We start from the raw sequence: 24,088 nt of genomic DNA on the forward strand, positions 1-24,088 counted from the left end.
CTCAGCCGCGTAAGGTATCAGCAGGGCCTGCCCGCATAATCTGAATAACCTGTGTGGTAATTTCGGTAATTTTATCCAGACCAAATCCTATTTTTTGCCCAACAGGAAAAAGAAGGGAGATGAGCGCCAGTGTAACAGTTTTTTCCATGTCCGGACGGCTCAGAGAGTTTTCCCGCACGGCTTTGCTGACAATGCTGTCAATTTGAAAGGCCAGATCAATCCAGCTTTGCTGCTCTTCTTCTGTTTGTTTATGGTTAAAAATTGCTGCAAAGGTTTTGAGGAACACCCCATAGTAAGCCTGTGCATGGCGGTGGCCTTCAAAAATTGCCGGAATAGTATCGAGTTTGCGTTCTGTAACCTGTTCCTCAAACTCCTTAAACAGCATGAGTTGCTTTAAAGGGTGGTCAAACAGGCTTTCTGCTTCTTCAATAACCTTGCGCAGCAGGGCGGAGAAGGCCTCTTTGGCATAGGGGTCATCCTGCATCTCATGGTCAATAACCTTTGTAATGCGGGTGCGAATAAGGTCTGTCTCGTTACGGGTTTTTTCTTCTGTCCAGTTTTCTGGTTTTTCGTCTTCAGGTTTTTGGCCCATTTTGCCAACAGCATACAGGCCGCCAGACTCATGGACCTTCACGCCTGCCACATGCCGGTCCAGCAGCTTCTTCACCTGCTCGGCATACTGGTCAAAGTCCACGGTTTCACCGGTATCCTGCATCACGATCTGACGCAGGCTGGTGAGCTGCTTCAGCGTCTCCTTGTAGGTGGCGCGGTCCTTTTCCGTGAAACTGGTGTCTTCAAAGAACGCCACGGATTGCAGGGCTACTTTCAGGCAGGCGGCAAACTTCGTCAGCGCTTCATAGAAATCATCCCGACGCTTGAGGTTCACGTCCACCATCTGGCCGTGTTCCTCCACCATACGCGGCATCAGCACGGCACGCAGCTGCTGGAGGTCACTCCTGTTCTTCACGCCGTCAAAAATGGCCCAGAGCGCTTTGTGCAGGGCGGGGAGTTCGCGGTATTCCGTGCTCATCTGGCTATACAGCCCGGCAATGTCCTTCGGGTCATACCCGCCGACATTCTCGGCCGCCAGTTCGTCGTATTTGGCCAGTGTGGTGTCCAGTTCCGCCAGAATGCCGCGATAGTCGATCAGCAGCCCGTGCTTTTTCTGGTCATGTAGCCGGTTCACCCGCGCAATGGCCTGAAGCAGATTGTGCTGCTTCAGCGGCTTGTCGATATACAGCACAGCATTCTTCGGTTCATCAAAGCCGGTCAGCAGCTTGTCGACCACGATGATCAGCTTGAGGTCTGGGTCTTTCTCGAAGCGCTCAATGACGCCGCGTGTGTAGTCATCCTCGCTTTGGCTGCCGACATTGTCCTTCCACCAGGTCTGGATTTCCGGCTGCCTGCGTTCATCCACTTCCGTATGGCCCTCGCGTGTATCGGGCGGGCTCATGACGATGGCGCTTTCGAACAGACCGACCTCATCCAAATACTGCTTGTAACGGATGGCGGAGAGCTTGCTGTCACAGGCCAGCATGCCCTTGAGGTCTTTATCAATATTGTTGTCGAAATGCGTTGCCAGATCCATGGCGATCAGCCGGATGCGGTCATCCGCCTTGTAAACCTGATTGGCGCGGGCGAAGCGCTTCTTGAGGTCCGTGACCTGCTCCTCGGTCAGCCCCTGTGTGATACGCTCGAACCACGCATCAATGGCCCGGTCATTCACGTCCAGATCGGGCTTGCGCTCTTCATAGAGCAGGGGCGTCACCGTCCCGTCCGCGACGGCCTGCTGCATGGTGTAGGAGTGGATGATCTTGCCAAAACGGTTGGTGGTCTCACTCCCTTTGAGCAGCGGCGTGCCGGTAAAGGCGATGAAGGCGGCGTTGGGCAAGGCGTGCTTCATGCGGGCATGGTTTTCACCGCCCTGACTGCGATGGCCTTCATCTACCAGCACGATAATGTCCGCGCTGTCGTTATGGCATTCGGGCAGGGTGGTGGCGGTGTGGAATTTGTTGATGAGCGAGAAGATGATCCGCTCCTGCCCATGCCCGATCTGCTGCGCCAGACGGCGGCCTGAGGTGGCGAGTGCGTCTTCCTTGTCCTTCTTGTCCGCCAGTTCACCTCCTGTGGAGAAGGTGGTGCTCAACTGCCGTTCCAGATCCTTGCGATCTGTCACGACAATAATGCGACATTGCTTGAGATCGTCATCCAGAATGAGGGCGCGGCTGAGGAACACCATGGTGAAGGACTTGCCAGATCCCGTAGTGTGCCAGACCACGCCGCCTTCACGCCCGCCATCGCTGCGGCGGGACTTGATGCGTTCCAGCAGGCGTTTGATCCCAAAGACCTGCTGATAGCGGGCGACGATCTTGCCCGCCTTGCGGTCGACCAGCGTAAAGAACCGCGCCATGTCCAGCAGGCGCTGGGGCGAGAGCAGGCCGATCAGCAGCCGATCCTGATCCGTGACATGCAGCGGACGGGAGGCCCAGTCCTCGAACCATATCCGGGCCGGGGGTTTTCGATCGACAAACAGCACGTCTTTTTGCGCACCCGAAAGCGGCGTGTTCTTGAGCGTCTCCATCCGGCTTTCGGGAATGTCCTCTTCCTTCCAGCTTGCCCAGAACTTTTTGGGCGTGCCGCAGGTGCCATAGCGCCCGTCATGCCCGGTAATGGAGAGCAGAAGCTGGCTGTAGGCAAAAAGCTGGGGGATTTCGTCCTTGTTCTGGTTGCGAATATTCTGGGAAATCCCGGCCTCCACGGTCGGGCTTTTGCCCGGCTGACCATCGGGGCGCTTGGCCTCGATCACCGCCAGCGGAATGCCGTTGACGAAGCAGACGATGTCCGGCCTGCGCGTCTGCGTCAGGTCGGTGCGTAGGACGCTGTATTCTTCGGTAAAGGTAAAGCTGTTGTTTTCCGGGTTCTGCCAGTCGATGAGCGGAATGGTGGGTCTGGCCTTGTGTCCATTGATGCGTTCATGTGCAACGATGCCGAACAGCAGATGCGTGGTCATTTTGTCATTGGCATCGCGCAGGCCGGACACGAAATCCGGATGCGTGACGTGTGACACCAGCGCATCAATGGCCTGATCGGACAGGCTGTGTTCTTGGCCTTCGAACGTAAAGCGCCGCTTTTTCAGTTCTGCCCGTAGGAGAGTGTCCAGCACCACGGCGCTCTGCTTGCCGCCTCGCAAAGCCAGCGCCTCGGATGGAGGCAGAAACCGCCAGCCGAGCGTGCTGAGCAGCGCCAGCGTCGGAAGTTTGGCGCTGTATTCTTCCTGAAATTTGGGAGCGGGAGTCATGTTTTCAAATATCCTGTAAGCTGAAATACCTTAATCGACCTTCACGCGGCGTTTGCCCGTGAGAAGCTGCTGCATCAGGGCTTTCTTCTCCTGACGCAGGCGCGAGAGGTCGGATTCAATCGCTGCGATTTCTTCGTCTGTTGTGCTCAGGACAGCGGCAATGGCTTTCTGCTCGGGGAGTGATGGAGATGAAATTATAAAGTTTGAAAACGTTTTTTTGTTTATAATTGGAACAGCCTGCTTGGCTGTGAGCTTATCTATTTGTTCTTTATTAGAAAAAATCTGATAATAAATAAACTCATTATTATGATTTTTTTTAACCTCTATAGCGTTAATTTGTTGATTTGTAATACAATCCCGTGTTGCAATTCCCATTTTTCCAATGGTTCCGATACATGAGAAAAATATGGATCCTGCAGGGATCATACGAGAGATCGATGCACCTTTTTCACTCAACATCCGTTCTGATTTTTTTACATACTTGCAGCTGCCCAAATCAACGGGCGTAATAAATAGAAATTTTTCTCCGTACAGGCTTTCATCTTTTGTAGAAGGTGTGTTTCCTGTTGTTATATTTCCTACTACATATAATTTGTAATTCTTCCACTCCCCCGTGAACCCCGGGAGGCGCTTTTTGCCTGTGAGGAGTTGCTGCATGAGGGCTTTTTTCTGCTGCTGGCTGTTGGCCAGAAGCTTCTCCGTCCCCTCAATCGCACGATCCCACCTCGAGAGGATCGCCGCGATCTTCTTCTGTTCGGGGAGTGGGGGGAGGATTATTTTAAGTGTTCTTAATGACTCTAATGATATCTCTTTAAAAGTGCTCCCCTTACTTAAATTGAGGGCCTGTTGAATACAGGATGAGGTTCTCAATTCCTGAATCAGAAAGCTAGGGTAAACTTTCTGGCTACATGAAATTCTGGCAGTGCCTTGTGTAAGGTTTGCTTCAGAAATTTCTGGCGGGACGATGCATGTTGCTCCAATATTTCCACGCAGAGAAAATACGATGTCACCGGGATGAACAGAAGACCTGATGTATTTTCTGTGGATGTCAGTAGACGTGCGCTGTAGAGAAGCAAGTGAAATATCGTCTCTTACATCCGAACTTTTGATGTATGGGACGCCACCGTTCACATGTGGACCAGCCTGAACAATTCCGTAGGAAATCTTTTGTCTTACGGCATCTGCTAGACTGATTTTTTTCCACCCCTCAGGAAGCATAACCCAGCTCCTTCAGATAAACGTCCATCTGCGCTTCCAGCTTAGCCAGTTCTGCCTTGATCTCCGCCCGTTCGGCCCGCACAGCGTTCAGGTCGATTTCTGCTTCTTCCTCAAACGTATCGACATAACGCGGAATGTTCAGGTTGTAGTCGTTCTCTTTAATCTCGTCCGGTGTGGCGAGGTGGGCGTATTTGTCCACGTCCTTGCGGGCGCGGTAGGTCTCAACAATCTTGGTGATGTTGTCTTCGGTCAGCACGTTCTGGTTCTTGCCCGCCCTGAACTCGCGGCTGGCATCAATAAACAGTACGTCCTTCGTCTTGCGGTCCTTGCGGAAGATCAGGATGGCGGCGGGAATGCCCGTGCCGAAGAACAGCTTTTCCGGCAGGCCGATCACGGCATCCAGAAGGTTTTCCTCAATCAGCTTCTGGCGGATTTTACCTTCCGAACTGCCCCGGAACAGCACGCCATGCGGCACGACCACGCCCATGCGGCCTGTGCGGTCTTTCAGCGTGGAAATCATGTGCAGAATAAAAGCGTAATCGCCCTTGGTCTTGGGCGGCACGCCACGGGCAAAGCGATGATGCACGTCCTGTTCAGCCTCATCATGCCCCCATTTGTCGAGACTGAAGGGCGGGTTGGCGGTCACCACGTCAAAGCGCATCAGGTGGTTCTTGTCATCCAGCAGCTTGGGGTTACGGATGGTGTCGCCCCATTCAATGCGGTGGTTGTCCTCGCCGTGCAGGAACATGTTCATCTTGGCAAAAGACCATGTGGAGCCAATGGCTTCCTGCCCATACAGGGCGTAGTCCTTGCTGCCGTTGTGGTTCTGCGTCACCTGCTTGCCGCACTTCATGAGCAGGGAGGCCGAACCACAGGCCGGGTCACAAATGCTCTCACCCGGCTGAGGGCTTAAAATACGGGCCAGCAGTTCACTCACTTCCGGCGGGGTATAGAACTCGCCCGCCTTCTGCCCACCGCTGGCGGCGAAGTTCTTGATCAGGAATTCATAGCCGTTGCCAATCACATCCAGATTGCCAACGCGGGAGGGGCGCAGGTTCAGGTCCGGCTTGGCAAAATCTTCCAGAAGATGCCGCAGAATGGTGTTTTTCTGCTTTTCATCGCCCAGCTTGTCAGAATTGAAGCTGATATCCTGGAACACGCTCTTGCCCGCGTCCTTCAGCTTGGTGCCGTTGGCTTCTTCAATGGCATGCAGCGCCTTGTCGATCCGCTCGCCATTGCCGGGGGCGTTGCGCTCTTTATAGAGCGTATAGAAATCAGCACCTTTTGGTAGAACAAAGCGTTCCTGCTGAAGCATGGCTTCAATCAGGTCCGGATTGTCCCCATATTCCTTTTTGTAAGCATCATAATGGTCCTGCCACACATCGGAGATGTATTTCAGGAACAGCAGGGTCAGCACGTAATCGCGGTAGGTGTCAGGGCTGACGGTGCCACGAAAGGTATCGCACGCGCTCCATAGGGTTCTGTTAACGGTATCTTGTGAAATTTGTTCGGTCATCACTGTTGTCCTGCTTTCAAATCAGCGTGCCAGAAGGTCTCTGGCTAGTCCGGTCATAATCTGTTGGTTGCTCTGGCGAAGCTGTATCAGAAGGGCCTCTTCTTGGTGCATGGCTAACGCCAAACCCGCAAGCTTCTGCTGTTCAGCAAGGGGGGGTAACGCAAGGGGCGTGGTTTCCAACACTGTACGGGCAATGTTACGCACAAGGGTAGAACTCTGGGCATTTTGCTCCAGATGGCGCTGTGCGGGGTCTTGGTTAAGCCACCATGCCAAATAAGCGGGCAGTAGGTTGGTTTTTTTAACGCGCAGCAGAAAGAAATGGGGGGCAGCAACGGCCTTAAGGGTGCCAATCTGCTCATCAATTAAAACAGCACGAGACACGTTGCCACGGGCCGGAAAGAGAACATCCCCCGTTTGCAACCAGTCTGGTTCACGCCGCCCCGGCACGGTAGTGCGCACGCAAGAGGCCCAGTTGACCCCATCGGGCGCAGTATCGCGCATTTGCACAACTAGTGTCTCAGCACCCGCAACAGGCTCAATCCGCCCTCTAAAGGGGTGGCCTGCTATGATTGTTACCTGCGCTGAGAGGGGTAGTTTTTTCACACCATTGTCTTTCATGTGGTGTAGATGCTCTCATAAACGGGTGTCGTCAATAGATTTTTTCCGCTCCACTTCCTTTGGTGCGGTTTGAGGGGGCAATTCCTTCATGTTGCTCTTTGTGGCTGGGTTAAGCTTATTCAGGCAGCGGAATATGAAAGGTGGGATAGTTCAGAGCCTCTACGACCTGTTGCAGGTTCTGTACAGCAATGCCGCTTGTGTAGGTTGTGGTACCCTGAGACCGATGGCTGGCTTCATGGCCCAGCAAGGTATCAATCCAGAGTTCTCTGATATTGCCACCTTGGTTTCGCAGTTTGGTCGAAACTGTATGCCGGAAAGAATGGAAGGTGACACTTTCTGGCAGGCCAAGGCGTTTCTTGAATTTTGAAAAGGCTTGGGCAAAGTCCGTTCCGCGGCCTCGGGCGGAGGAGTTCAGGTCTGGGAACAGGTAATGTTCTCCCTCCTGCACAAGGTCGAGCACACCCCATTGCAAAAGATGGCTATGGATAGGGATAAGCCGTGTTCCAGCTACTGTTTTGGGTGACCAGTTATCCTCCGGGTGAGGGCGGACATGGAAGCAGCGAATGCCATTGACGGTCACAATATCCTGCGTGCGCAGGTTGCAGAGTTCCCCAAGGCGCATGCCGGTATACAGGGCGATGGTAATCATCCCGACATAACTGCGTAAGGATGTTGTGGTGCTTGTCCAGCGTGCTGTGGAAAGCTGGGCCAGTTCGAGGTCTGTCCAGTCCCGACGGTCAATCTTCTGGGTGACATCATAGCTCCACCCGGCCCAGGGATTACGGGTCACGATTTCGCGTTGAACCAGATGCCCCCAGAGGGCGGAGAGGCGGGAGAAATGGTTTTTGACCGTCTTACCGCTGAGGGTTTCCAGCTCTTGCTCCTTGGCGCGCACAATCGCGTCATGAATGCCAGGAGAGTTCTTATGTTTGCCGTGCGTCGAGGGCAGGGCGAAGAGCATATCCCGGAACTCCCCAGCCACCCCGCCGGTAATCTGGTCCACAGGCTTGTCGCCAAAGGCTTCCACAAAAAGACCGATGGTCTTGCCGGTATCGCGAATAATGCCGGGGCTTTTGGTTTTATCGCGGTAAATGAACTGCTCAGCCATTTCGGTGATGGTCGGCGCTGTCGTCTTCTTAGCGTTGGGTGTGACTTTGTTGGGAGCCATGCGGGCTGAGGGCTCTGCCTGCACAGGCATGAAGGCGGCCTCCGTTTCCTGTGCTGAATTTTTGATAGACACCACGATGGCGCTTAGGTTGGCAATCTGCTCGCGCAGCATGGTTTTTTCTGTGGCGTTGCGTAGATAGTCTTTGGAGGCCGTGGCGTGCAGTTTTTTGAAGCCTGCCATCAGCCTGTCTATGCCGTCATTGGATATCTTAATAAACTCTTGCAGTTGCTTCAGGCTGTGCGCTTTGTCGAGGTAGAATCTTGCCTTTTCATAAGTGCGTTCGAGTCTCACTTTCTTTTCTTCAATAGCAATCATACGGTCTGTATCGCGTATGAGGTCCTCATAGTGGGCAAGAAGCTTTCTCAGTTCTTCTGGAGAGGCGTCTTCGTACATGGCTTTGGCTTTACTAAAGAACAGTCCTGTTCTGGCATAAAGCCCGGCTGCGCGTTCGCGTGCAACCCGTTTGCTGTTGGTCTGGAGAGAGAGCGAGATTTCTGTGCGGCCCAGCAGGGGGCGAAGGGTGTGGGGAATGGCACGGCGGAAGTGGTAGTGTGAGCCAAGCAGACGGAGCATGTCGGTTCCCATTATGGGAAGGTGAACGGGACACGGTCCTTTTGTCCTGCCAAGCTGGTACTTTATTCAATATTTTCAATAGGTTAGTGGTGCGAACTGCGGGACTCGAACCCGCACATTGTAGTCGCCCATAGGCTTTTACCCAGGGAAATTCCCCTTTGTTTCGAATAGTGAAATGTCTACGCCAAACATTATGGGAAAGGCAAATGCCGGTTCAGGGTGAGGCCTATATGGAGGGATATTGTTATAAGTCTCTCTTGAGGGTCGATAGGCTGATTGGGGGGGAGAGCGGAAAGTCCGCTATTGAGGTGGAATACACCGGAAAGCTGACATTTTTTAGAACGCTTCGGGCGGCTCGTAGCCCGAAGTAGCCCTTCATGATCCGCGCGGCGTGGTGCTCTGGGCAGACACAAAGGGCGGATTACGGACTTTCGCTACGTGGAACTGGTGGGTTGTCCGGTTAGAGGAAGCTGATATTCAGTAGAGTTTCATGGAGAGGACAACCAAGCCTGATACCTAGCTGCAACGCTTGGGGAAACCGTATCAAGTATCTGAGGGTGCTTAAACGAGGAGTGCAGACTTGCCGAACCGATTCATTTTTCGACAGGTTCATTATGAAGACCTATCGACCTTTCTTATGGATGGTGAAGTTAGAGCCAAGCGACATCAATGCCCTCAACGCTGTCATCAAACGTCATATCGAGCAATTGTGGACCGTCGTGGAACAGACGAGTTTCAGATGCCGCACGGTCGTGTGGTTAACGATTTTGTACCGTTTTATTTTAGCCCAATAACGCCGTTCACATACACCATTTACATGGGGAACGTACCATTGATTTCTCCGGCGGGGGTGGAACTTCGTAAAGCTTGCGAGGATGATCGGATCTTTTTGGTCAGTTCACCACAATCATTCATAGGTTCCGGTTTATTCACTTGCTTTAGCGACTATGCACTGAATTCGAAAGCGCCGATGCCAACGATTGAATCCGACCTTACCAAGCTCGAAGACCACGTCCACTGGGACGTCTTCGATGAGGCTCCGATGATTTCGGCGATACCAGACATCGGCTACGCGGGTGTCTGCAAGTGGTACCACAACATGGCAACCCCGCCGGAGCGCATGACGCGTAGCGCGAAGCGTATGGCAGAATTTTTGGTTTATGGCGCGGTACCGCTGGACAAAATTATGTGTATAGTGGTGAAAACGGATAGGATGCGAGCTACCTTGGAGGGGATGATGGCTGTTTCGACATGGAACATCCCGATTTTGACACAGCATGGGTGCTTCTACGGATGACGATACGAACCAAAAAAGGAGACATGTTTTCCGAGCCTGTGGGGGCTCTGGTGAACACTGTCAACTGTGTCGGCGTTATGGGAAAAGGCGTCGCTCTGGAGTTCAAGAACAGATGGCCCGCAAATTTCCGTGCCTACAAATCTTTGTGCGATGCCAAAGGTTTAAGTCCAGGACAAGTATTCGTCTTCGATACCAAGGAGTTGTTTGCCTCAGAAGGACCGCGATACCTGATCAACTTCCCAACGAAGGCCCATTGGCGCTCGAAGTCCAAGATTGAGTACATTGAAGACGGTCTCGATGCACTCGTCGAGGCGATTCAAGAACACGACATAACGTCCATTGCGATCCCCCCTCTTGGTTGCGGAAATGGCGGACTGGACTGGACGGATGTGCGCCCTTTGATCGAAGCGAAGCTTTCGTCCCTTAGTGACGTCGAGATTGTTTTGTTCGCGCCCAAGAATGCCACCGACGTCCCTGAGCACGTTCATTCGAGCCTGCCGATGACTTTCCAGCGTGCGATTTTGCTCAAAGCTCTCAACGATCTCGAACGCTACTTCAACGGGTCTTTTGACAGAATTTCGCTGCAAAAAATCGCATATTTCCTGCAAGCTTTGGGCGTGGACTTCAAACTCAGGTTTGCCCGCAATCTTCACGGCCCTTATTCAGAAACCTTGAAGCTTGCCTACATCTCGATGGAGCGTCGTGGAATGATCGACGGTTTCTTAAGCGGCGAGCGCCAATCGCATGTGACGCCCAGTGGGTGTGCCGTTGCGAACGAGTTTTTGAACCAAGCCGGAACTGCTGCAAGTGACATTATTGATCGTTTGAACAAGCTGGTTCAGGGCTACGAAAGCCCTTACGGATTGGAGCTTCTTTCCTCGGTCCATTTGCTTGCCCATCACGAAGGCCATTTTCCAGTTGAGACGATCATTCGCGAGATGCAGGGATGGAGTGAGGCCAAGCGGAACCAATTTAGTGAGGACGCGATCCGGGCTGCATACGACCGTCTTAAAGACGATGGCCTTTTGCACCAGATGAAGCCAAACGATGCCGAACTTTCAATTTGATCAATAGACTTCTGCTTGCGTTTGGCTGTCCCTCTAGTCTTGTCGTGGTTGTGTGAATGTGGCGTAAGCCCGGTTTGGCGGGCCGCGTCGCAGCATTGCGAAGTTATTTCGAGTGTCCGAATGGGCAGGCAGCAACAGTTAGAGCCGGTGAGGACCTCACCGACCCGAGATGCACTCCTGCGCAAGTCGGCTGATTAGCTTTGAACCAGTTATGTCCGCTATCGGGAAAAAGACCGGAAAACTCTATGTCCGGAGAGAGGGCGACTGCTGCCTGTCTGCTCTGTTTCTGCTGAGCTGACAGACAGTTTAGGGGGGGTAAGCTGAATGTCTGCTTTCAGAACGCAAAGTTAGGTGTTTAGTCCCGTGGTTTGATGGTGTGGTATTTTCACGAGAGTGGAAGGAAGCATTATGGGACAGATACGTCATGGGAGCGCCACGACCACGCACGCCGTGCGAGCAGCAATACAGCGATCGCAGGCTTCGCTCGCGACGCTGAGCAAGGAGTTCGGGATCAACCCGAAAACAGTTGCAAAATGGCGGAAGCGTCAAACGGTTGAGGATCAGAAGACAGGTCCCAAAGAGCCGCGATCCACGGTTCTGTCCGAGACGGACGAAGCGATGATCGTGGCGTTTCGCCGGCATACGTTGCTGCCGCTGGATGATTGCCTTTATGCCCTGCAGGCCAGCATCCCTCATCTGACACGCTCGGCTCTGCATCGCTGCCTTCAGCGCCACGGGATATCCCGGCTTCCGGATATCGAGGGAGACAAGCCCAAACGCCAGCGCTTCAAACGCTATCCCATAGGCTTTTTTCACATCGATATTGCCGAGGTCCAAACTGCTGAAGGCAAGCTGTATCTCTTCGTCGCCATCGATCGGACCAGCAAATTCGCTGTCACACAACTGGTTGAAAAAGCCGATCGGAAGACCGCCTGGGAATTCCTCGAATATCTCCTGAGCATCATTCCTTATCGGATCCATACCATTCTGACCGATAACGGCATCCAGTTCGCTGATCAGCCCCGTAACCGCAATATGGCCTGGTCTCGCCCCATGCGCTTCGACATGATCTGCGAAGCTCACAAGATCGAACATCGTCTGACGAAACCCAATCATCCCTGGACGAACGGTCAGGTTGAGCGGATGAACCGGACAATCAAGGAAGCAACCGTCAAACGCTTCCATTACGATAGTCATGAGCAGTTGAGGACACACCTCAATGACTTCATGGCAGCCTATAATTACGGGCGAAGGCTCAAGACCCTCAGTGGCCTCACACCTTACGAATATGTCTGCAAAATATGGACTTCAGAGCCAGAAAGATTCATCATCAATCCAATCCATCAAACCACGGGACTAAACACCTAGGGTAGTTAGAGCAGGAATGGCACCTATGGTTTTGTAAACCACGCTTTGGGGAGGCCATTCTCTCTTGCATTTTAGTAATCAGATCAGTGCACCTATTGTTGTAAATATTATATTGCATATAGGCCGTTTTAAGCAGGCTACAGGCGTCCAATGCGCCTCTCCGATCCAATACTCGAAAAACATGGGAGACTGGCCACAGAGGCTTGGAAACCAGTTTATTTTGACGGGGCGACACCAGGAGGTTATAGGCGAAGGGAGTGTCATCCGTGGCTGCAACGCTGCGTGCCAGACATTGGGGTTCCCCCTGTGCCGGTTTGTCAACATTTTATTTGTTCCTGATTATATCAAGAAGATTTTCTAACATCTTATTTTTTGGAGTGACGAAAATCTCTAATTTTCGTCACTTTTTATCCCGTTACCTCGCAACTTGCGTCAACATGCTCACGACTGTTCGTTAGATTTCGTGTTTTTAATCTTAATAGGTGCATCGTTGGCGTGTTGAAGGTCCTTGGATTTCACAGACGCGAATACTGCTTCGGGGTTTTGGAGATGCGTCTTGGCGCACGGAATGGCAGCCTCAAGCATTAGGGTGGCGTCAATATAGTTTTCGGCCTGTGCCGCCGCGATCCTGAATACTGTATCGGCTGCCTCGACTGGTAGTCGGATTGGGGGCCTCTTTGCGTCTTGCGCTTTCACGAAACGGTCAACGTCAAACGCTGGATGGGTCTTGTCCCATTGCCACCCGCCAATACCTTTTGCAGCCAGTCGCCGGATCGCGCGGTAGATGGTTGTCGTTTCGACATCGTTTTGATGGTCGCGTCGCATGCGTGTGCCGGAGGCCTTGAGCGCTATTGCTTCGGGTGTCGCGCGCACCTGCTGTTTATGTAGTTTATCAACGATTTCACGGTTCTTGTCGTGTTTTTCGATAGTCGTAAATGGTGTCGTCTCACCATCTCTGCCGAGTTGGCGTTTATAGTCATAGTCGAGATGTTCCTTTTTATGGATCGATATCGATACGAGATCGCGAGCTTTACGCGTTCTGGCCGCGAAGGCCGATGTCAGTTGTGTTGATTCCCGGGTTTCTATTTTGTCGTGTGCCGCGATGCTGCGCATTTCCGCTGCGATATCGTCCAGATTTTTGCTTTGGAATTTCATCGATGCGCCAGCTTTCGACACGCATTTTCCATCCTGATCGTACACGACGTTCGCCCTTGTCCGATAAACAGTTAATGATGATCCTATTGCCTTTATTTCAAGGAGGTCTCCGGTGATCCCTGCGGTGTCTCGCCCTGTCTGCAATCGGGCCGCCGCTGGTGAGCGTGTAGCTACGGTGTTAAAATTATAGCCTACAGGTGCCACGACGAGGCTGCCGTCGGTTGTCGTGGATGTAATTTTAACGCCGTCGGCACGCCAGAGGGCGTTAAGTTCGAACAAGGCTGCACGGATGAGCCCTGTGATTTCCGCGGCGATGATCGGGAGGGTAATCGCGGACGCTTCCAGCATGCGTGGACCGTCCTCAGGTATTGAAAAATTGCTGATTTTTCTGTGCTTTATCCCTTGTGCGATTTTACCATAGAGTGAATTGATCATTTCCTTGTAAAGTAAGTTTTCCAGCGTCTTTTTCGCGTATTTCGACCGTTCTCTTACTATGCTCCCGATGTATCTCGCGAACATAGGCTTATTCTTCACATGCCAGATGTCGGCGTTGATAATCTCAATCTGCGCCCCCAAGCCGATGGCTGTTATGATTTCGTGTCCTGTGCAGAAGGAGACTCCCTTCAATACATAAATTAGTCCGTTCTTGGTGGAGATTGGCAAGCATGGATGCTTGCAATCGCTAGGGAACTGGAACTTTACACGTGCGACAACGTGGTGCCCGGCCTCGACAGCTTCTACAATTTCATCGACCCGCATGGCGCGTGTGATCTGGAAGGTGGGACAGAGGAGGCAGGCCATCGCACTAGCGTAGGCGCCACTCAAGTCTATATCATAGACTGCGTATCCCGGCGGTGCCTTCCTCTCACCGTGCACGTATGCGACGTTCAAGCCCCCGTGGTAGCATCTTGCCGCGAGGGGATCGTGGATCACACGTGCATCACATGGCTCTTTTACCCATTTGGTGTACCCCCAGTCCGTCCTGATTTGCCTTTTCTCCATGCCGGTCATTTTATCCAGTAACTCCGGTCCTCCTTCAAACGCTGTATACAGATTGACGCTCGTGCCTCCCAGTGTAATGCCTGCTTTAAATCCGCGATGGGAATAACTCTGTTTGCTACACCATTTGATAAAGTGGCCAAGTGCCAACAGGCAAACCTCTGTATCCCTTATCGCGTAATCGATGAAGCCCAGTCTGTTGTCTTTTAGAAAATTCTTCATTTTTTCTATTTTTCCTGATGGTAAAACGAATTTTTCGTGATTCAGCAAATGGCCCCATTCGGCAAGCGACCCGTTGCCTGCTGGCGAGATCAGGATCGTATCTACAAAGCTGCAGGTAAAAACGCGCGGGTTACGGGTCGCTGGGTCGTAAGTTCTGGCTATGAAGGGGGCCAGCAACGTCACCACCGATTTCCGAACGCCATCCAAAAATGGCGCAAGCTCGTCACGATCCGCAAACATCGTCCATTCGGCAGCGTTAAAATGGGCGATTGTCAGAACTGTCTCGCGGCAACGGGAATGTTTCCCCAATAGACGCATGGAAAAATCTGGTAATGAACCGAAAGAAATACGTTGCCCTAGCATCGGGAATACGATGAATTGGATCAGTCGTCCTGATTTATGTGCGGCTGTTACCTGATAAGAGAGTGCTATATTCTCATGCCCCCACTGCTGGTACTCTGTGTCAACACTGATGACCAGGCTTGCCGCACCCTGACGTTGTGTCCCTTCTCCGTTCGTCACCTCGAATGCTGCTTCGTATAATCTTACCGCTGTATGGCCGGCGATTGGTAATGTCTCCACGATAGCACCTTGTCCGAAGGTTGCTTCGACGATGTGACGGGATAGAGGATCAGGCTCGAAGGGGCACAGAGTGCGACACCATGTGACAGTGCTTCTTGTTTTCTTGGAAGATGCGGAGTCATACTTGTAAGTAATCGGCGGATATGGACGATCCAGATCGTCATTCTGCGCCTCTTGCTCTTTTTTCTGCGTGAGCACCTGATCCGGCTTCCAAATCTTCGGGGTGCATTGTTGTGCAGGCGGTAAGCACGAAGCGGTCTCGACTTCACGGAGACGAAGTGGAGATAAAGAATTCTGATGAGCAGACATGACCTAGCGTGCCCTCCTGAGAGGTTACTGCTGGGTCGGTCACGGGGTGGCCTCTTGTCGAGCGCCTAACGGCGGCTGCTACTCCGCAGGCGAGGTCTCTACCTTTGGCCCTGCATGCCCCAAGGGGGCTTTCATGCAGGAGGTTTCAACCGTTTGGCTCCACAACTCTCAATTTATAACGCGCTTGCCGGAATTGCTTCCGGGAACGGACGCGAGTCTATCCCCTATAAACCGCCCAGCGCACACATCGGCCCGCTAGACTTACTACATATATACATTTTCTGGTGAAAATATCAATATGTAGTGTTTGTTAAAATGACCTAAGCGCTCTTTCATATGCTAGGGTGATCCCGTTACATCGTGATTGCTTTGAACTGGCAACGATCACAGGAGATAAAGATCTGCGTATGCTGATGCGGTATGAGAACCCAAGCATAGTTGACCGTGTCATGCATATCGGAGCACGGGACATGGTGTTATTAGGCGGGCGTGCATATCTGTGAGCTATAGGAACCATGGCTCTATAAAATAGAGATTGTTGGAGAAACATTTTTTAATTCCCTTTATTTGAATAGGGCTGTCAGTGATGAAGGTTCTCAATCGCGGTGTTTTCTCCAGCCTCGCACCTCGTCAAGGGGAGGCAGCACCAGAAGGGCTCTGATCAGGCGGTTTCTAACCGTCCAGCCAATGAGAAGGCGCAGGATCATAAACAGCATTGGACCTGCGGCCAAAAGCGCCCACGGGTCGTAAGACGCCAGCCAGACGGAGGGTGTGTTATGCGTGCCGGCAGAACCGCCTTCCCAGAGTTTTGCCAACCAGACTCCCAGCCCGACCAAAACCGGCCCTATGCCCCACTGTGTGATCATGAGGTGTTGCTCTTTCACGCATGTCTGTCGTTCCAGACTGTCTTCGAGGCAGGTGGCAATCGTTTGTGCCAGGGTCTGGGCCAGTTCAGCCTGTCGGGCGGCAAGACGGGCCTGAGCGCTTGCCTCTGTCTGAGACTGGGCGGTTTCAAAAGCGCGGAGGGCTTTGGTCGTCGCCTGTTCCAGATCGGCAGAGAGCGCGCTCAGGGTTGTTTTAGTGTATTCTGTGACCAAAAGGCGCACGACTTCCGGATCATCCGGGCTCAGGCCCAGCTCCCCCAGAGTGGCCCAGACACATTTGCGGTCTTTGGGAGACATCTTCAGGGCCGTGGCCGTGTCGTCAAAAATTGTCATGGTTGTCTCCTCCCTCATGCCAGACCAAGAAAGGTTGCTGCAGGGGTCAGACCTTTATGAAAGTCGCGCAGAAAGCGAGAGACGGCACTCCGTTCTGTAATGGTCAGGTCCGGGTGCTTCAGACATTGAGCATATCGAAGGTTCAGGGCGTTGACCTTGGCGCGGGTGGCCGCGTGGAGACCGGGCATGGTGATTTCCACACCGCCCGCAGAGAGGAGGCGCTCTCGCGCTTTACCGTAACGGCGTTGCCCTGAGACCTCATGACCATACCAGTATGGGAAGTCATTGCGCAGGTCGCGGCTTTCCCGGAGATTGAGAACGGCGACATGGTCGACCAGATCTGTGCCGAAGGTTTCCAGATACTGGCCGACGGATTGGGCACTCTCGATCTCATGATCCAGAAGATGCACAAGGGTCAGACGGACATGGTTTTCCGTCAGGGCGGTCAGAAATCCCTCGACGCTTTTACCATCGCCGGTATCAATGATCTTCGAAATTTCAAACCGTGATCCACCTGGCAGATCATGCAGAATGACGGCCCTGTCGGTATCAATCGAATTGAGAAGCGTGTCGCGTTCTCTCTCCTGCCTCAGGTCGTAAAACAGAACACCCATATCCTGATAGGTGCGAGCCAGACCTCCCACCTGACCATCAGCGTCAAAGAGGGAGGCCTGTATTTTTCGGGTGTGATAAGTATCGACCAGAAGGCGGGCAAAGGTTGTTTTCCCAACACCGCCCTTGCCAGAAACAATCAGCACGAGGCGTTTGACAGCCTGTTTCATAACCTATGTCCTTTTGATTGGGAGGGCTTCAGTGCCTTCCCAATCAAAAGTGTAGGATCGTCTTATGAAAAACTCAGATCGTGACAGGGGTGATGAGACGACACTGGGAGGTCAAGATGACCTCAGGCGTCCAGAAGTGGCGGTGGCTGGGAGGTAAAGCCGCGCATGGAGGGCGAGGGAGGAGACGGTGTCGCGGAATCCACTTTGGGTGTGCGCGGTGGTTTTGGCTTTATGGTGCGTTTTTCCCGACCAATTTTCTTCATGTATGTGGAGAGTGTTCCGGGGCTGAGGGTGATGCCCCGTGTTTTGAGCGTGGTGCAGATTTCCATATCTGACCAGCCATCGGCCTTCATTCTGAGAAGGGTTGGATAAATCTGTGTGATGACGCCAAAGGCTGTAGCCGGTTTTCTGGCGGCACGCTCTTTGCGTTCATTTTCCAGATCAGCAATCAGATCTTCAATCGTGCCGACCATTGTAACTGAAGAAATCTTGTCTTTGCGGGGCATGAGTATCCCTCCTGTGATGCAACAGAGTTTCAGGGAACAGGGTGTCATAGAATAAAGAGTGTGTTTCTTTTTCCATGACCTGACAGGATCCTGATACGCAGAGTGTATCCGCCCTCACTGCGACCTTCACATCTTCGGAGACATGGTCTGGTTTCATACCTTCCTTTGTATTGTTCCCGTTCCCTTTAGAAATTAGCAACACACCACGCATCTTCGATGCTTTTAGGAAGAGACGGTGCATATTTTCCGGCAGGAAAGAGCCGTTTGTTTTGCAGAATCCATTGTGAAGAGGTGTCTAGCATTTCAGATGGTTTTGCGGATGATTCCGAGCATTAGGTGGAATTCTTTTGAGCTTTCTGCCGGTCTTCCTGATGTGGCCTGAGGGGAACAGCTGATCCTCTTCAGGCGGCGCTATCCTGATCAGACAAGTAGTCTGCTCAGGACATAAAAGCATGTTTACCTGCACGCCCTTATCGGATGTCGAATATTATATTGACGCAGTGAATGAGGATCTCACGGCGCAAAGCGTTTTGACAGTGAAGGGGGAACGCCCTGCGCGTGCCCCTCGGAAACGTGGTGATTGGTCAGGACGGGATCGGGCTGCTTATTATCTGGATAATGGCACCGGTGAGAAACCTGGCATCTGGTGGACCACTGTTTGTAAACTTCCGGGACAAAGCCTTCCGTTTGTTGAGCAAAAGGCAGAGGTCAGTCCATCTGATTTCAGGGCATTGGCGAGGGGATGCGATCCGTTGACGGGGCAGGCTCTGGTTCAGAGCAAAGGGCAACGTCGTGTGGGGTATGATCTGCAATTTGCGGCCCCCAAATCAGTATCGGTTTTGTGGGGCATGGGAACAGAGAGCCAACGTAATCGTATTGAGGCCGCGCAAGAAAAGGCCGTTTTTGCGGCACTTGAGTATGCCTTTACAACAGGCCTGATTGTCACGCGAAGGGGTCACAATGGCGGTCAGAGAGAAACACCCGCCGAATTAATGGCCGGCACATTTTTGCACACCACCAGTCGTGCGGGGGATCCCCAGATCCATACGCATGCCGTGTTGATGAATGTGTGTCGCCGTAAAGATGGCTCAACCGGCACGCTCGATAATCGGGAACTGCTTTTGCACCAACAGGAAATGGGCGCCGTCTATCGTCTGGCATTGAGTGAGGCGCTGGAGCGGGATCTTGGTTTGACAACACTCAAGGATGGTCGGAATTTCCGTGTGGCCGGTGTGGCACCCAGTGTGGAAGAGCGCTTCTCAAAGAGACGGGCGGCCATTGAACAGGAAGCGCGTCATAGAGGGATACAGACAGCCCATCATAGGGAAGCGGCTGAACATATTTCCCGGAACACGCGTGGAGCCAAGTCAGACCTGCCCTCACGGGCCGTTTTGCGGACGCGGTGGGAACAGGAAGTCCGGGAGGAGGGATGGACACCAGAGGCTCTATGGGAGTGTGCTTTGGCCGCGACAGACTTGGAAGATATTCCATCACAGGATCCCCAAACGGTATTTGCCTGCGCCCTTGAGGAACTGACCCAGACAGACGCCGTGTTTGAAGATCGGCATCTGATCGGCACCGTTTTGGAACACTGTCAGGGACGCAGGCTGACGTTGGCACAGGCCTTGGAAGAAGCCCATGCGGCCCGTCGGTCGGAGCATCTGATTGAGTTAACGGGGAATGCTCTCTCCCAGACCAGAAACCTGCATTACGCCACACCAGAGGTGATCAATGCGGAACGTGCGCTTGTGCGTCTTGCCACCAATCGTCGCGATGAACGGGTCTTTGTGTCACGAGACAGACTGGAAGGCGTTCTGGCAAAGAGAGAAACCCTTTCAGAGGAACAGGCCGATCTGGTGCGTCATGCTCTGAACCGCGATGGGGTGAGTGTCGTTGAGGGATCAGCCGGCACTGGGAAATCCTACAGTCTGGGAACAGCGGCAGCCGTGGCACGGGAGGCGGGCTGTCGGGTCTGGGTAACAGCGCCTTCCCATCAAGCGGTCTCTGTCATTGCGCAGGATACGCAAACACCCCTGGCACAGGCTGCTGTTCTGCGGAGTTTTCTGAATCGTCTGACGGATCCTGATCATGCGCAGGCCATAACATTAGCGCGCCATGATGTGGTGATCCTTGATGAGGGCGGCATGGTTGGCACCATGGAAATGGCGGAGCTTCTTGAGGTGACGTCCAAAGCCGGGGCCAAGGTCATTGTGGCGGGGGACACACGGCAACTCAAACCGGTGGCTCCCGGATCTCCCATGCGGTTATTGGCGGAGACACTGGGGACACAAAGACTGGAAGCCATTAGGCGCCAGAAAGAGATGTGGCAAAGACAGGCCAGTCAGGCTTTGGCCGCCGGGCAGGTCGAACAGGCGGTAAGATCTTATGACGCCCATGGTCGCATCATCATAGGGGACGGCGAGGCGTTGCAGCAGACATTGGTTGATGCGGTCTGTCAGGATGTCAGTGAAAACCCCAATGATACACGGCTGGTTCTGGCCCGTACCCATGCCGAAGTGAAAGCCCTTAATCAGGCGTTACGTTCTGTGCTGATCAGCAAGGGGGACCATGCTGGCGCGTGTGAGATTACTGTTGAGGCAACCGCGCGTGGACGCAAATCCGTCGTCGAAGCCTTGCCTTTGGTTGCTGGTGATCGGCTCATCTTTGGAGAAACCCTAAAGGCCGGGGCGCATCTGGTGCGCAATAATGATCTGGCAACGGTGAAGGCGGCGTATCGGGACCCTGATGGAGAACCGGTTCTCTGTCTTGTTTTTGACCGGGGTTTTGAGGTGACGACACGTTGGGCAGATTTGATCCCTGTTGGCCACCATTCCAAGGGGCACAAAGAAGAACGTCCGATTAAGGTGCAACATGCCTATGCGGTGACACTTCATTCTGCACAAGGGGCCAGTGTGGATCGGGCCTTTGTCTTCAATCGTGCGGGGTTGGATCGGGAACTGCTTTATGTGGCCATGACGCGTCATCGTCAGGCCTGCACACTCTATACCGATACGGCGCGCATGGCGCTTCTTTATCAAAAGAACCAGATCCGGCGTGACGGGGTGGTTGTGGATATTGATGGCGCAGGTCGGTTGGAGGCGCCTGATGCGCTGGATCAGGAGGACGAACACACGCAGACCCTGACACCAGAAATGGCCATCAGGCAGATTATTCTGGAAGGACAGCAGTCTTCAGGAAAACAGAATGCGGCTGACTTCGTGGTGAACCGGCAGGCATGGGCCGAGGCGCGTTCGGCTGAAGAGGCCGTGGCGCATGAGATCAGGACGCGGACGATCGCGTCAGAGGCCGTATTTGCCCAACCAAAACAAGATCCCTCTTTTCTACCGCAAATTTCTAGGCCTTTTGCCAAACAGAGGTCAGATGGAGTGTCACATCGTGTGTCTGTACAGGACCAAAGGCAAGAAGAGGTGTGGAAAAAGGAAGCGATAAAAGAAACGCGGCCTCAAGGGCCGCGCCATGAACCAGAGTAGTAAATATGGGGTGGTGTTATCCCCACCGGGGCCTTGGAGAACGAGAACGGACTTGTTTGGGGCCTGGTCCTTTGCTGGTTGTTATTCTGCCACTGCTTCCCAGAGGGGGGCGTGTGAAATGTGTCGGCGGAGTCATGAAGGGCTGGAAATAGCAGTGTGGGATTGTGTCCAGAATGCTGAAAAGACGATTTTCGATCTCCCCTGTTCTGTCGAGGAAACCTTTGGAGCGCTCTGCAAAATGATAGGCATTAGGCAGCTTTTCCATGACAGAAAACAGGACACTGGCCAAAAGGAAAGACAAACGCCCGATCCTGTTATCTCCGATGTCTGTTGCGCGGGCAAAAGCATCCAGCAGATCTTCCCAGTTTGGGACCTCCTCGGGTCGTTCTCCCAGAAACGCCATAAGGGTCATTGTATTAGGAAGGGCCGGGAGGATCCGGTCGACATCAACCTGTGCCCGATAGGTATGAAGGGCACCAGGGCGTGCGCCCATGAACAGGCGGGCAGCGATCATGGCGATGAAGATGTTTTCACCGTCCTGATCAAGGGTTTTTGAGGCCCATTGGAGGATTTTGGTTTCATGGACGGTCAGGATGTTCTGCTCATCCTTAAAGTCGAGGGCGGTGTGGGGGTGGTTGAGGGAGACCAGACTGGCACCTGAGAGACTTGTGAGAGGTTGGATCAGCAGTGTGTTTTCTGGATCCGGACGCAATGCTTCCAGATTGCCCAGAAGCTTGCGGACAGGTCTGTCGTCAAGGGTGATGAAGAGCAGATCATTCAGGAACGCGTTTTCGGCAGCCTGTGCCTGCATGGCCTGAAGGGTCTGCTGTGTTGTGACAGACAGGCGCAAGTCGTAACCATTCCAGTTTGGGTAAGTATTAGACATGATATAGGCTTCCTTAAAACGTTATACACTCCTTGAGTCTAAGAGATGTGCGGTTGGATCTCATTTTTCGTGCAAATTTTTTCTGTCAAAAAAATTGTTCAGAGAAAATAATTTTTCAGAAAATGGCGGATTTCTGGGATATTCTGACCATAAAATTCTCGTTTTCCGTGTGTAGACGCACGGAATCGAAAGTTCAGATTTAAGAGAATAAGGACGCTGTTTTCAGGCGGCCTGTGAGGTCAGGGCCGCCAAGGAAAGGACCATCTTGAGGTTAGGAGAAAGGGGGAGGGGGCAGATATGTATAAGCCCTTTGCTCTTAAGATATTTTTTTGCTGCATCAACACTCATACCGGGTTTCCCCACAGATGGCCCAAAGACTTGCGCGACATAGTCAGTCAGCCAGCGTTCGGCCACTTCCTCCTCCGTGGTGACATAGCCAGCAAAGTCGTCGTCTTTGTCCAACATTGCGATAAACAAAGTGTCTCCAACCATCTGACCGAAGACAGGCACGAGCATTGGCAAAACAAACGCTGTGATTTTGGTGGCTTGATTACCCAGATAGTCATCAACAACATCTTGCATTATTTCGTCGAGCGTATCTGGATCAATCGCTTCATCTGATGCAAGCCTGCGTATATCGGAACTTATATAAACACCTGAATACCAATAAGGGCAGAGCAATGCGAAATCCGGCTCTTCACGCTGAAGATCGGCGTGCTTTTCAGCCATGGAGCAGATGAATTGCGCAATCATCTGGAGGCAACGCCGCTTGGTTTCGGCTCCAAAGGGATAACACTGCCCGTCAACCGTCAGCCACCCGGCATAGAGGTTCATCCGAGAGGACGCATGATCAGTCTGTGCCATGGTTATTCCTTCATTTTATTCCGGTGTCAGGAGGATCAATCGGGTCTTTTCTCTTGGATCGTGACGGGGCGAGTCAGGAAATCGCCTCTCTGTGCAACAGGGCAATGTGCGCTGACGAGGTGATCTGGGACATTATGGGCCGTCATCTCCCGCATCAGCGTTGCAAACCAAAGATACTCACGCACGGTTAAAGGGTGACCGTCGACACGGTAATGCGACGCCAAAGAGTTCTCCATCATGGAAGGCTTGCCCTGAGCCGCCCACAACGCGCGTGTCTGTTCCATTAACGAGAGGGCCAACAGGGGAGCGGATGAAAGCGCTTCATTGACTAGGCGGGCGTCTCGAAGATCATGAGAAAGGTTCAGATGCTCGGCTTCTTCCTCGTGTAGAGCCTGTTGGCTTCGCGCCAGATCAGATTTCAGGCCTTTGCATTTTTGTTCAAAATGATCAGCGGCAGACAGGAACGCCGCGTTGTCCTCATGAAGACGCTGACGATCGCTTTCCGCTGCAGAAAGTGCTGCCCTCAATTTTTCATTCTCTGCATGGAGAGCCGCCAATTTCTGTCGTTCATGGGAGATGGAGGCGTCCTTCTGAGAACAGAGGGTCGTCATGGCTTCCAGGTTGCGACTGGCAACATCCAACTCGCCAGCGACACGCTCGCCAAATTCACCGCGAGCGTTGACTTGCCGCACTAGTACTTCGATACGCTGGTCGAGGGTTTCGGCATACCGCTTCCAGCGCAGGTTCTGTTCTTGCGCTCTGCTTATAAGCAGATGGTTCACCCTTACCAGTTCTGCATTAGCGTTCTCGAAATCATTGCGGCGACGGGCCTCTTGATTGCGAGCAACCATTGAGTGATACCAGTCTTCACCCGCACGAAATGTCGCGTTGATGAACTGGGGACTCATGATGATCGCTAATTCTTCAGGCCCCATAACACTACTCCATTCTT

At 52.8% G+C, this 24,088-nt stretch carries 16 protein-coding genes; 4 read left to right on the forward strand and 12 right to left on the reverse strand.

From position 1 onward, the window contains the following. Window position 1: 1 nt before the first annotated feature. The 5 genes from PY793_RS04030 to PY793_RS04050 all read right to left on the reverse strand — a co-directional run bounded on the left by PY793_RS04030 (window position 2) and on the right by PY793_RS04050 (window position 8,391). Window positions 2-3,298: a type I restriction endonuclease subunit R gene (locus tag PY793_RS04030; RefSeq protein ID WP_275176829.1), complete on the reverse strand. Its 3,297-nt coding sequence runs from the start codon at window positions 3,296-3,298 to the stop codon at window positions 2-4. Between the two features lie 30 nt (window positions 3,299-3,328). After that, window positions 3,329-4,516, reverse strand: coding sequence for a restriction endonuclease subunit S (locus PY793_RS04035; protein ID WP_275176830.1), 1,188 nt, complete (start codon window positions 4,514-4,516; stop codon window positions 3,329-3,331). Continuing rightward, a complete protein-coding gene (locus tag PY793_RS04040) occupies window positions 4,506-6,032 on the reverse strand; it encodes a type I restriction-modification system subunit M (RefSeq protein ID WP_275176831.1) in 1,527 nt (508 codons plus the stop codon). Before PY793_RS04040 ends, PY793_RS04035 begins: the two co-directional genes overlap by 11 nt. A gap of 21 nt (window positions 6,033-6,053) precedes the next feature. Further along, window positions 6,054-6,650, reverse strand: coding sequence for a restriction endonuclease subunit S domain-containing protein (locus PY793_RS04045; RefSeq protein ID WP_275176832.1), 597 nt, complete (start codon window positions 6,648-6,650; stop codon window positions 6,054-6,056). Window positions 6,651-6,765: 115 nt separating this feature from the next. Then, window positions 6,766-8,391, reverse strand: a complete 1,626-nt coding sequence (locus PY793_RS04050; protein WP_275176833.1) for a tyrosine-type recombinase/integrase — start codon at window positions 8,389-8,391, stop codon at window positions 6,766-6,768. 580 nt (window positions 8,392-8,971) lie between these two features. Between PY793_RS04050 and PY793_RS04055 the strand changes: the two genes are divergently transcribed. From PY793_RS04055 to PY793_RS04065, 3 genes are all read left to right on the forward strand, one after another. Next, window positions 8,972-9,688, forward strand: coding sequence for a DUF4433 domain-containing protein (locus PY793_RS04055; protein ID WP_275176834.1), 717 nt, complete (start codon window positions 8,972-8,974; stop codon window positions 9,686-9,688). After that, window positions 9,643-10,755 carry a type II toxin-antitoxin system antitoxin DNA ADP-ribosyl glycohydrolase DarG gene (gene darG / locus PY793_RS04060; protein ID WP_275176835.1) on the forward strand — a complete coding sequence of 371 codons (1,113 nt, stop codon included), beginning with the start codon at window positions 9,643-9,645 and terminating at the stop codon, window positions 10,753-10,755. The genes PY793_RS04055 and darG overlap by 46 nt, the downstream gene beginning before the upstream one ends. 408 nt (window positions 10,756-11,163) lie before the next feature. After that, window positions 11,164-12,123 (forward strand): IS481 family transposase, encoded by a 960-nt coding sequence (locus tag PY793_RS04065; RefSeq protein ID WP_275176836.1) that lies wholly within the window; start codon window positions 11,164-11,166, stop codon window positions 12,121-12,123. A 441-nt stretch (window positions 12,124-12,564) separates the two neighbouring features. On the opposite strand, the gene PY793_RS04070 is transcribed toward PY793_RS04065, so the two are convergent. From PY793_RS04070 to PY793_RS04085, 4 genes are all read right to left on the reverse strand, one after another. After that, window positions 12,565-15,390: a DNA polymerase gene (locus tag PY793_RS04070; RefSeq protein ID WP_275176837.1), complete on the reverse strand. Its 2,826-nt coding sequence runs from the start codon at window positions 15,388-15,390 to the stop codon at window positions 12,565-12,567. Between the two features lie 596 nt (window positions 15,391-15,986). Next, the gene (locus PY793_RS04075; RefSeq protein ID WP_275176838.1) at window positions 15,987-16,607 is read right to left on the reverse strand and encodes a hypothetical protein; all 621 of its coding nucleotides are present in this window, start codon (window positions 16,605-16,607) and stop codon (window positions 15,987-15,989) included. 14 nt (window positions 16,608-16,621) lie between these two features. After that, window positions 16,622-17,389, reverse strand: coding sequence for a nucleotide-binding protein (locus tag PY793_RS04080; RefSeq protein WP_275176839.1), 768 nt, complete (start codon window positions 17,387-17,389; stop codon window positions 16,622-16,624). Between the two features lie 122 nt (window positions 17,390-17,511). Then, on the reverse strand, window positions 17,512-17,895 hold the full coding sequence (locus tag PY793_RS04085) for a hypothetical protein (RefSeq protein ID WP_086657972.1): 384 nt from the start codon (window positions 17,893-17,895) through the stop codon (window positions 17,512-17,514). A 452-nt stretch (window positions 17,896-18,347) separates the two neighbouring features. Here PY793_RS04085 and mobF point away from each other — a divergent pair, with 452 nt between their 5' ends. Continuing rightward, the gene (mobF, locus tag PY793_RS04090; RefSeq protein WP_275176840.1) at window positions 18,348-21,386 is read left to right on the forward strand and encodes a MobF family relaxase; all 3,039 of its coding nucleotides are present in this window, start codon (window positions 18,348-18,350) and stop codon (window positions 21,384-21,386) included. Window positions 21,387-21,402: 16 nt separating this feature from the next. On the opposite strand, the gene PY793_RS04095 is transcribed toward mobF, so the two are convergent. The 3 genes from PY793_RS04095 to PY793_RS04105 all read right to left on the reverse strand — a co-directional run bounded on the left by PY793_RS04095 (window position 21,403) and on the right by PY793_RS04105 (window position 24,071). Further along, window positions 21,403-22,272, reverse strand: a complete 870-nt coding sequence (locus tag PY793_RS04095) for a hypothetical protein (RefSeq protein WP_275176841.1) — start codon at window positions 22,270-22,272, stop codon at window positions 21,403-21,405. A gap of 222 nt (window positions 22,273-22,494) precedes the next feature. Beyond that, window positions 22,495-23,136 (reverse strand): hypothetical protein, encoded by a 642-nt coding sequence (locus PY793_RS04100; RefSeq protein WP_275176842.1) that lies wholly within the window; start codon window positions 23,134-23,136, stop codon window positions 22,495-22,497. A gap of 35 nt (window positions 23,137-23,171) precedes the next feature. Then, entirely contained in the window at window positions 23,172-24,071 is a 900-nt protein-coding gene (locus tag PY793_RS04105) for a hypothetical protein (protein ID WP_275176843.1), read from the reverse strand. Window positions 24,072-24,088: the final 17 nt, after the last annotated feature.

Source organism: Acetobacter fabarum, assembly GCF_029069195.1.
GTDB classification, from domain to species: Bacteria; Pseudomonadota; Alphaproteobacteria; order Acetobacterales; family Acetobacteraceae; genus Acetobacter; species Acetobacter fabarum_A.

Bases quoted from the DNA above. Each gene is read 5' to 3' on its own strand.
- PY793_RS04030 (WP_275176829.1), bottom strand. From the start codon at position 3,298: ATGACTCCCGCTCCCAAATTTCAGGAAGAATACAGCGCCAAACTTCCG.
- PY793_RS04035 (WP_275176830.1), bottom strand. From the start codon at position 4,516: ATGCTTCCTGAGGGGTGGAAAAAAATCAGTCTAGCAGATGCCGTAAGA.
- PY793_RS04040 (WP_275176831.1), bottom strand. From the start codon at position 6,032: ATGACCGAACAAATTTCACAAGATACCGTTAACAGAACCCTATGGAGC.
- PY793_RS04045 (WP_275176832.1), bottom strand. From the start codon at position 6,650: ATGAAAGACAATGGTGTGAAAAAACTACCCCTCTCAGCGCAGGTAACA.
- PY793_RS04050 (WP_275176833.1), bottom strand. From the start codon at position 8,391: ATGCTCCGTCTGCTTGGCTCACACTACCACTTCCGCCGTGCCATTCCC.
- darG (WP_275176835.1), top strand. From the start codon at position 9,643: ATGGAACATCCCGATTTTGACACAGCATGGGTGCTTCTACGGATGACG.
- PY793_RS04065 (WP_275176836.1), top strand. From the start codon at position 11,164: ATGGGACAGATACGTCATGGGAGCGCCACGACCACGCACGCCGTGCGA.
- PY793_RS04070 (WP_275176837.1), bottom strand. From the start codon at position 15,390: ATGTCTGCTCATCAGAATTCTTTATCTCCACTTCGTCTCCGTGAAGTC.
- PY793_RS04075 (WP_275176838.1), bottom strand. From the start codon at position 16,607: ATGACAATTTTTGACGACACGGCCACGGCCCTGAAGATGTCTCCCAAA.
- PY793_RS04080 (WP_275176839.1), bottom strand. From the start codon at position 17,389: ATGAAACAGGCTGTCAAACGCCTCGTGCTGATTGTTTCTGGCAAGGGC.
- PY793_RS04085 (WP_086657972.1), bottom strand. From the start codon at position 17,895: ATGCCCCGCAAAGACAAGATTTCTTCAGTTACAATGGTCGGCACGATT.
- mobF (WP_275176840.1), top strand. From the start codon at position 18,348: ATGTTTACCTGCACGCCCTTATCGGATGTCGAATATTATATTGACGCA.
- PY793_RS04095 (WP_275176841.1), bottom strand. From the start codon at position 22,272: ATGTCTAATACTTACCCAAACTGGAATGGTTACGACTTGCGCCTGTCT.
- PY793_RS04100 (WP_275176842.1), bottom strand. From the start codon at position 23,136: ATGGCACAGACTGATCATGCGTCCTCTCGGATGAACCTCTATGCCGGG.
- PY793_RS04105 (WP_275176843.1), bottom strand. From the start codon at position 24,071: ATGGGGCCTGAAGAATTAGCGATCATCATGAGTCCCCAGTTCATCAAC.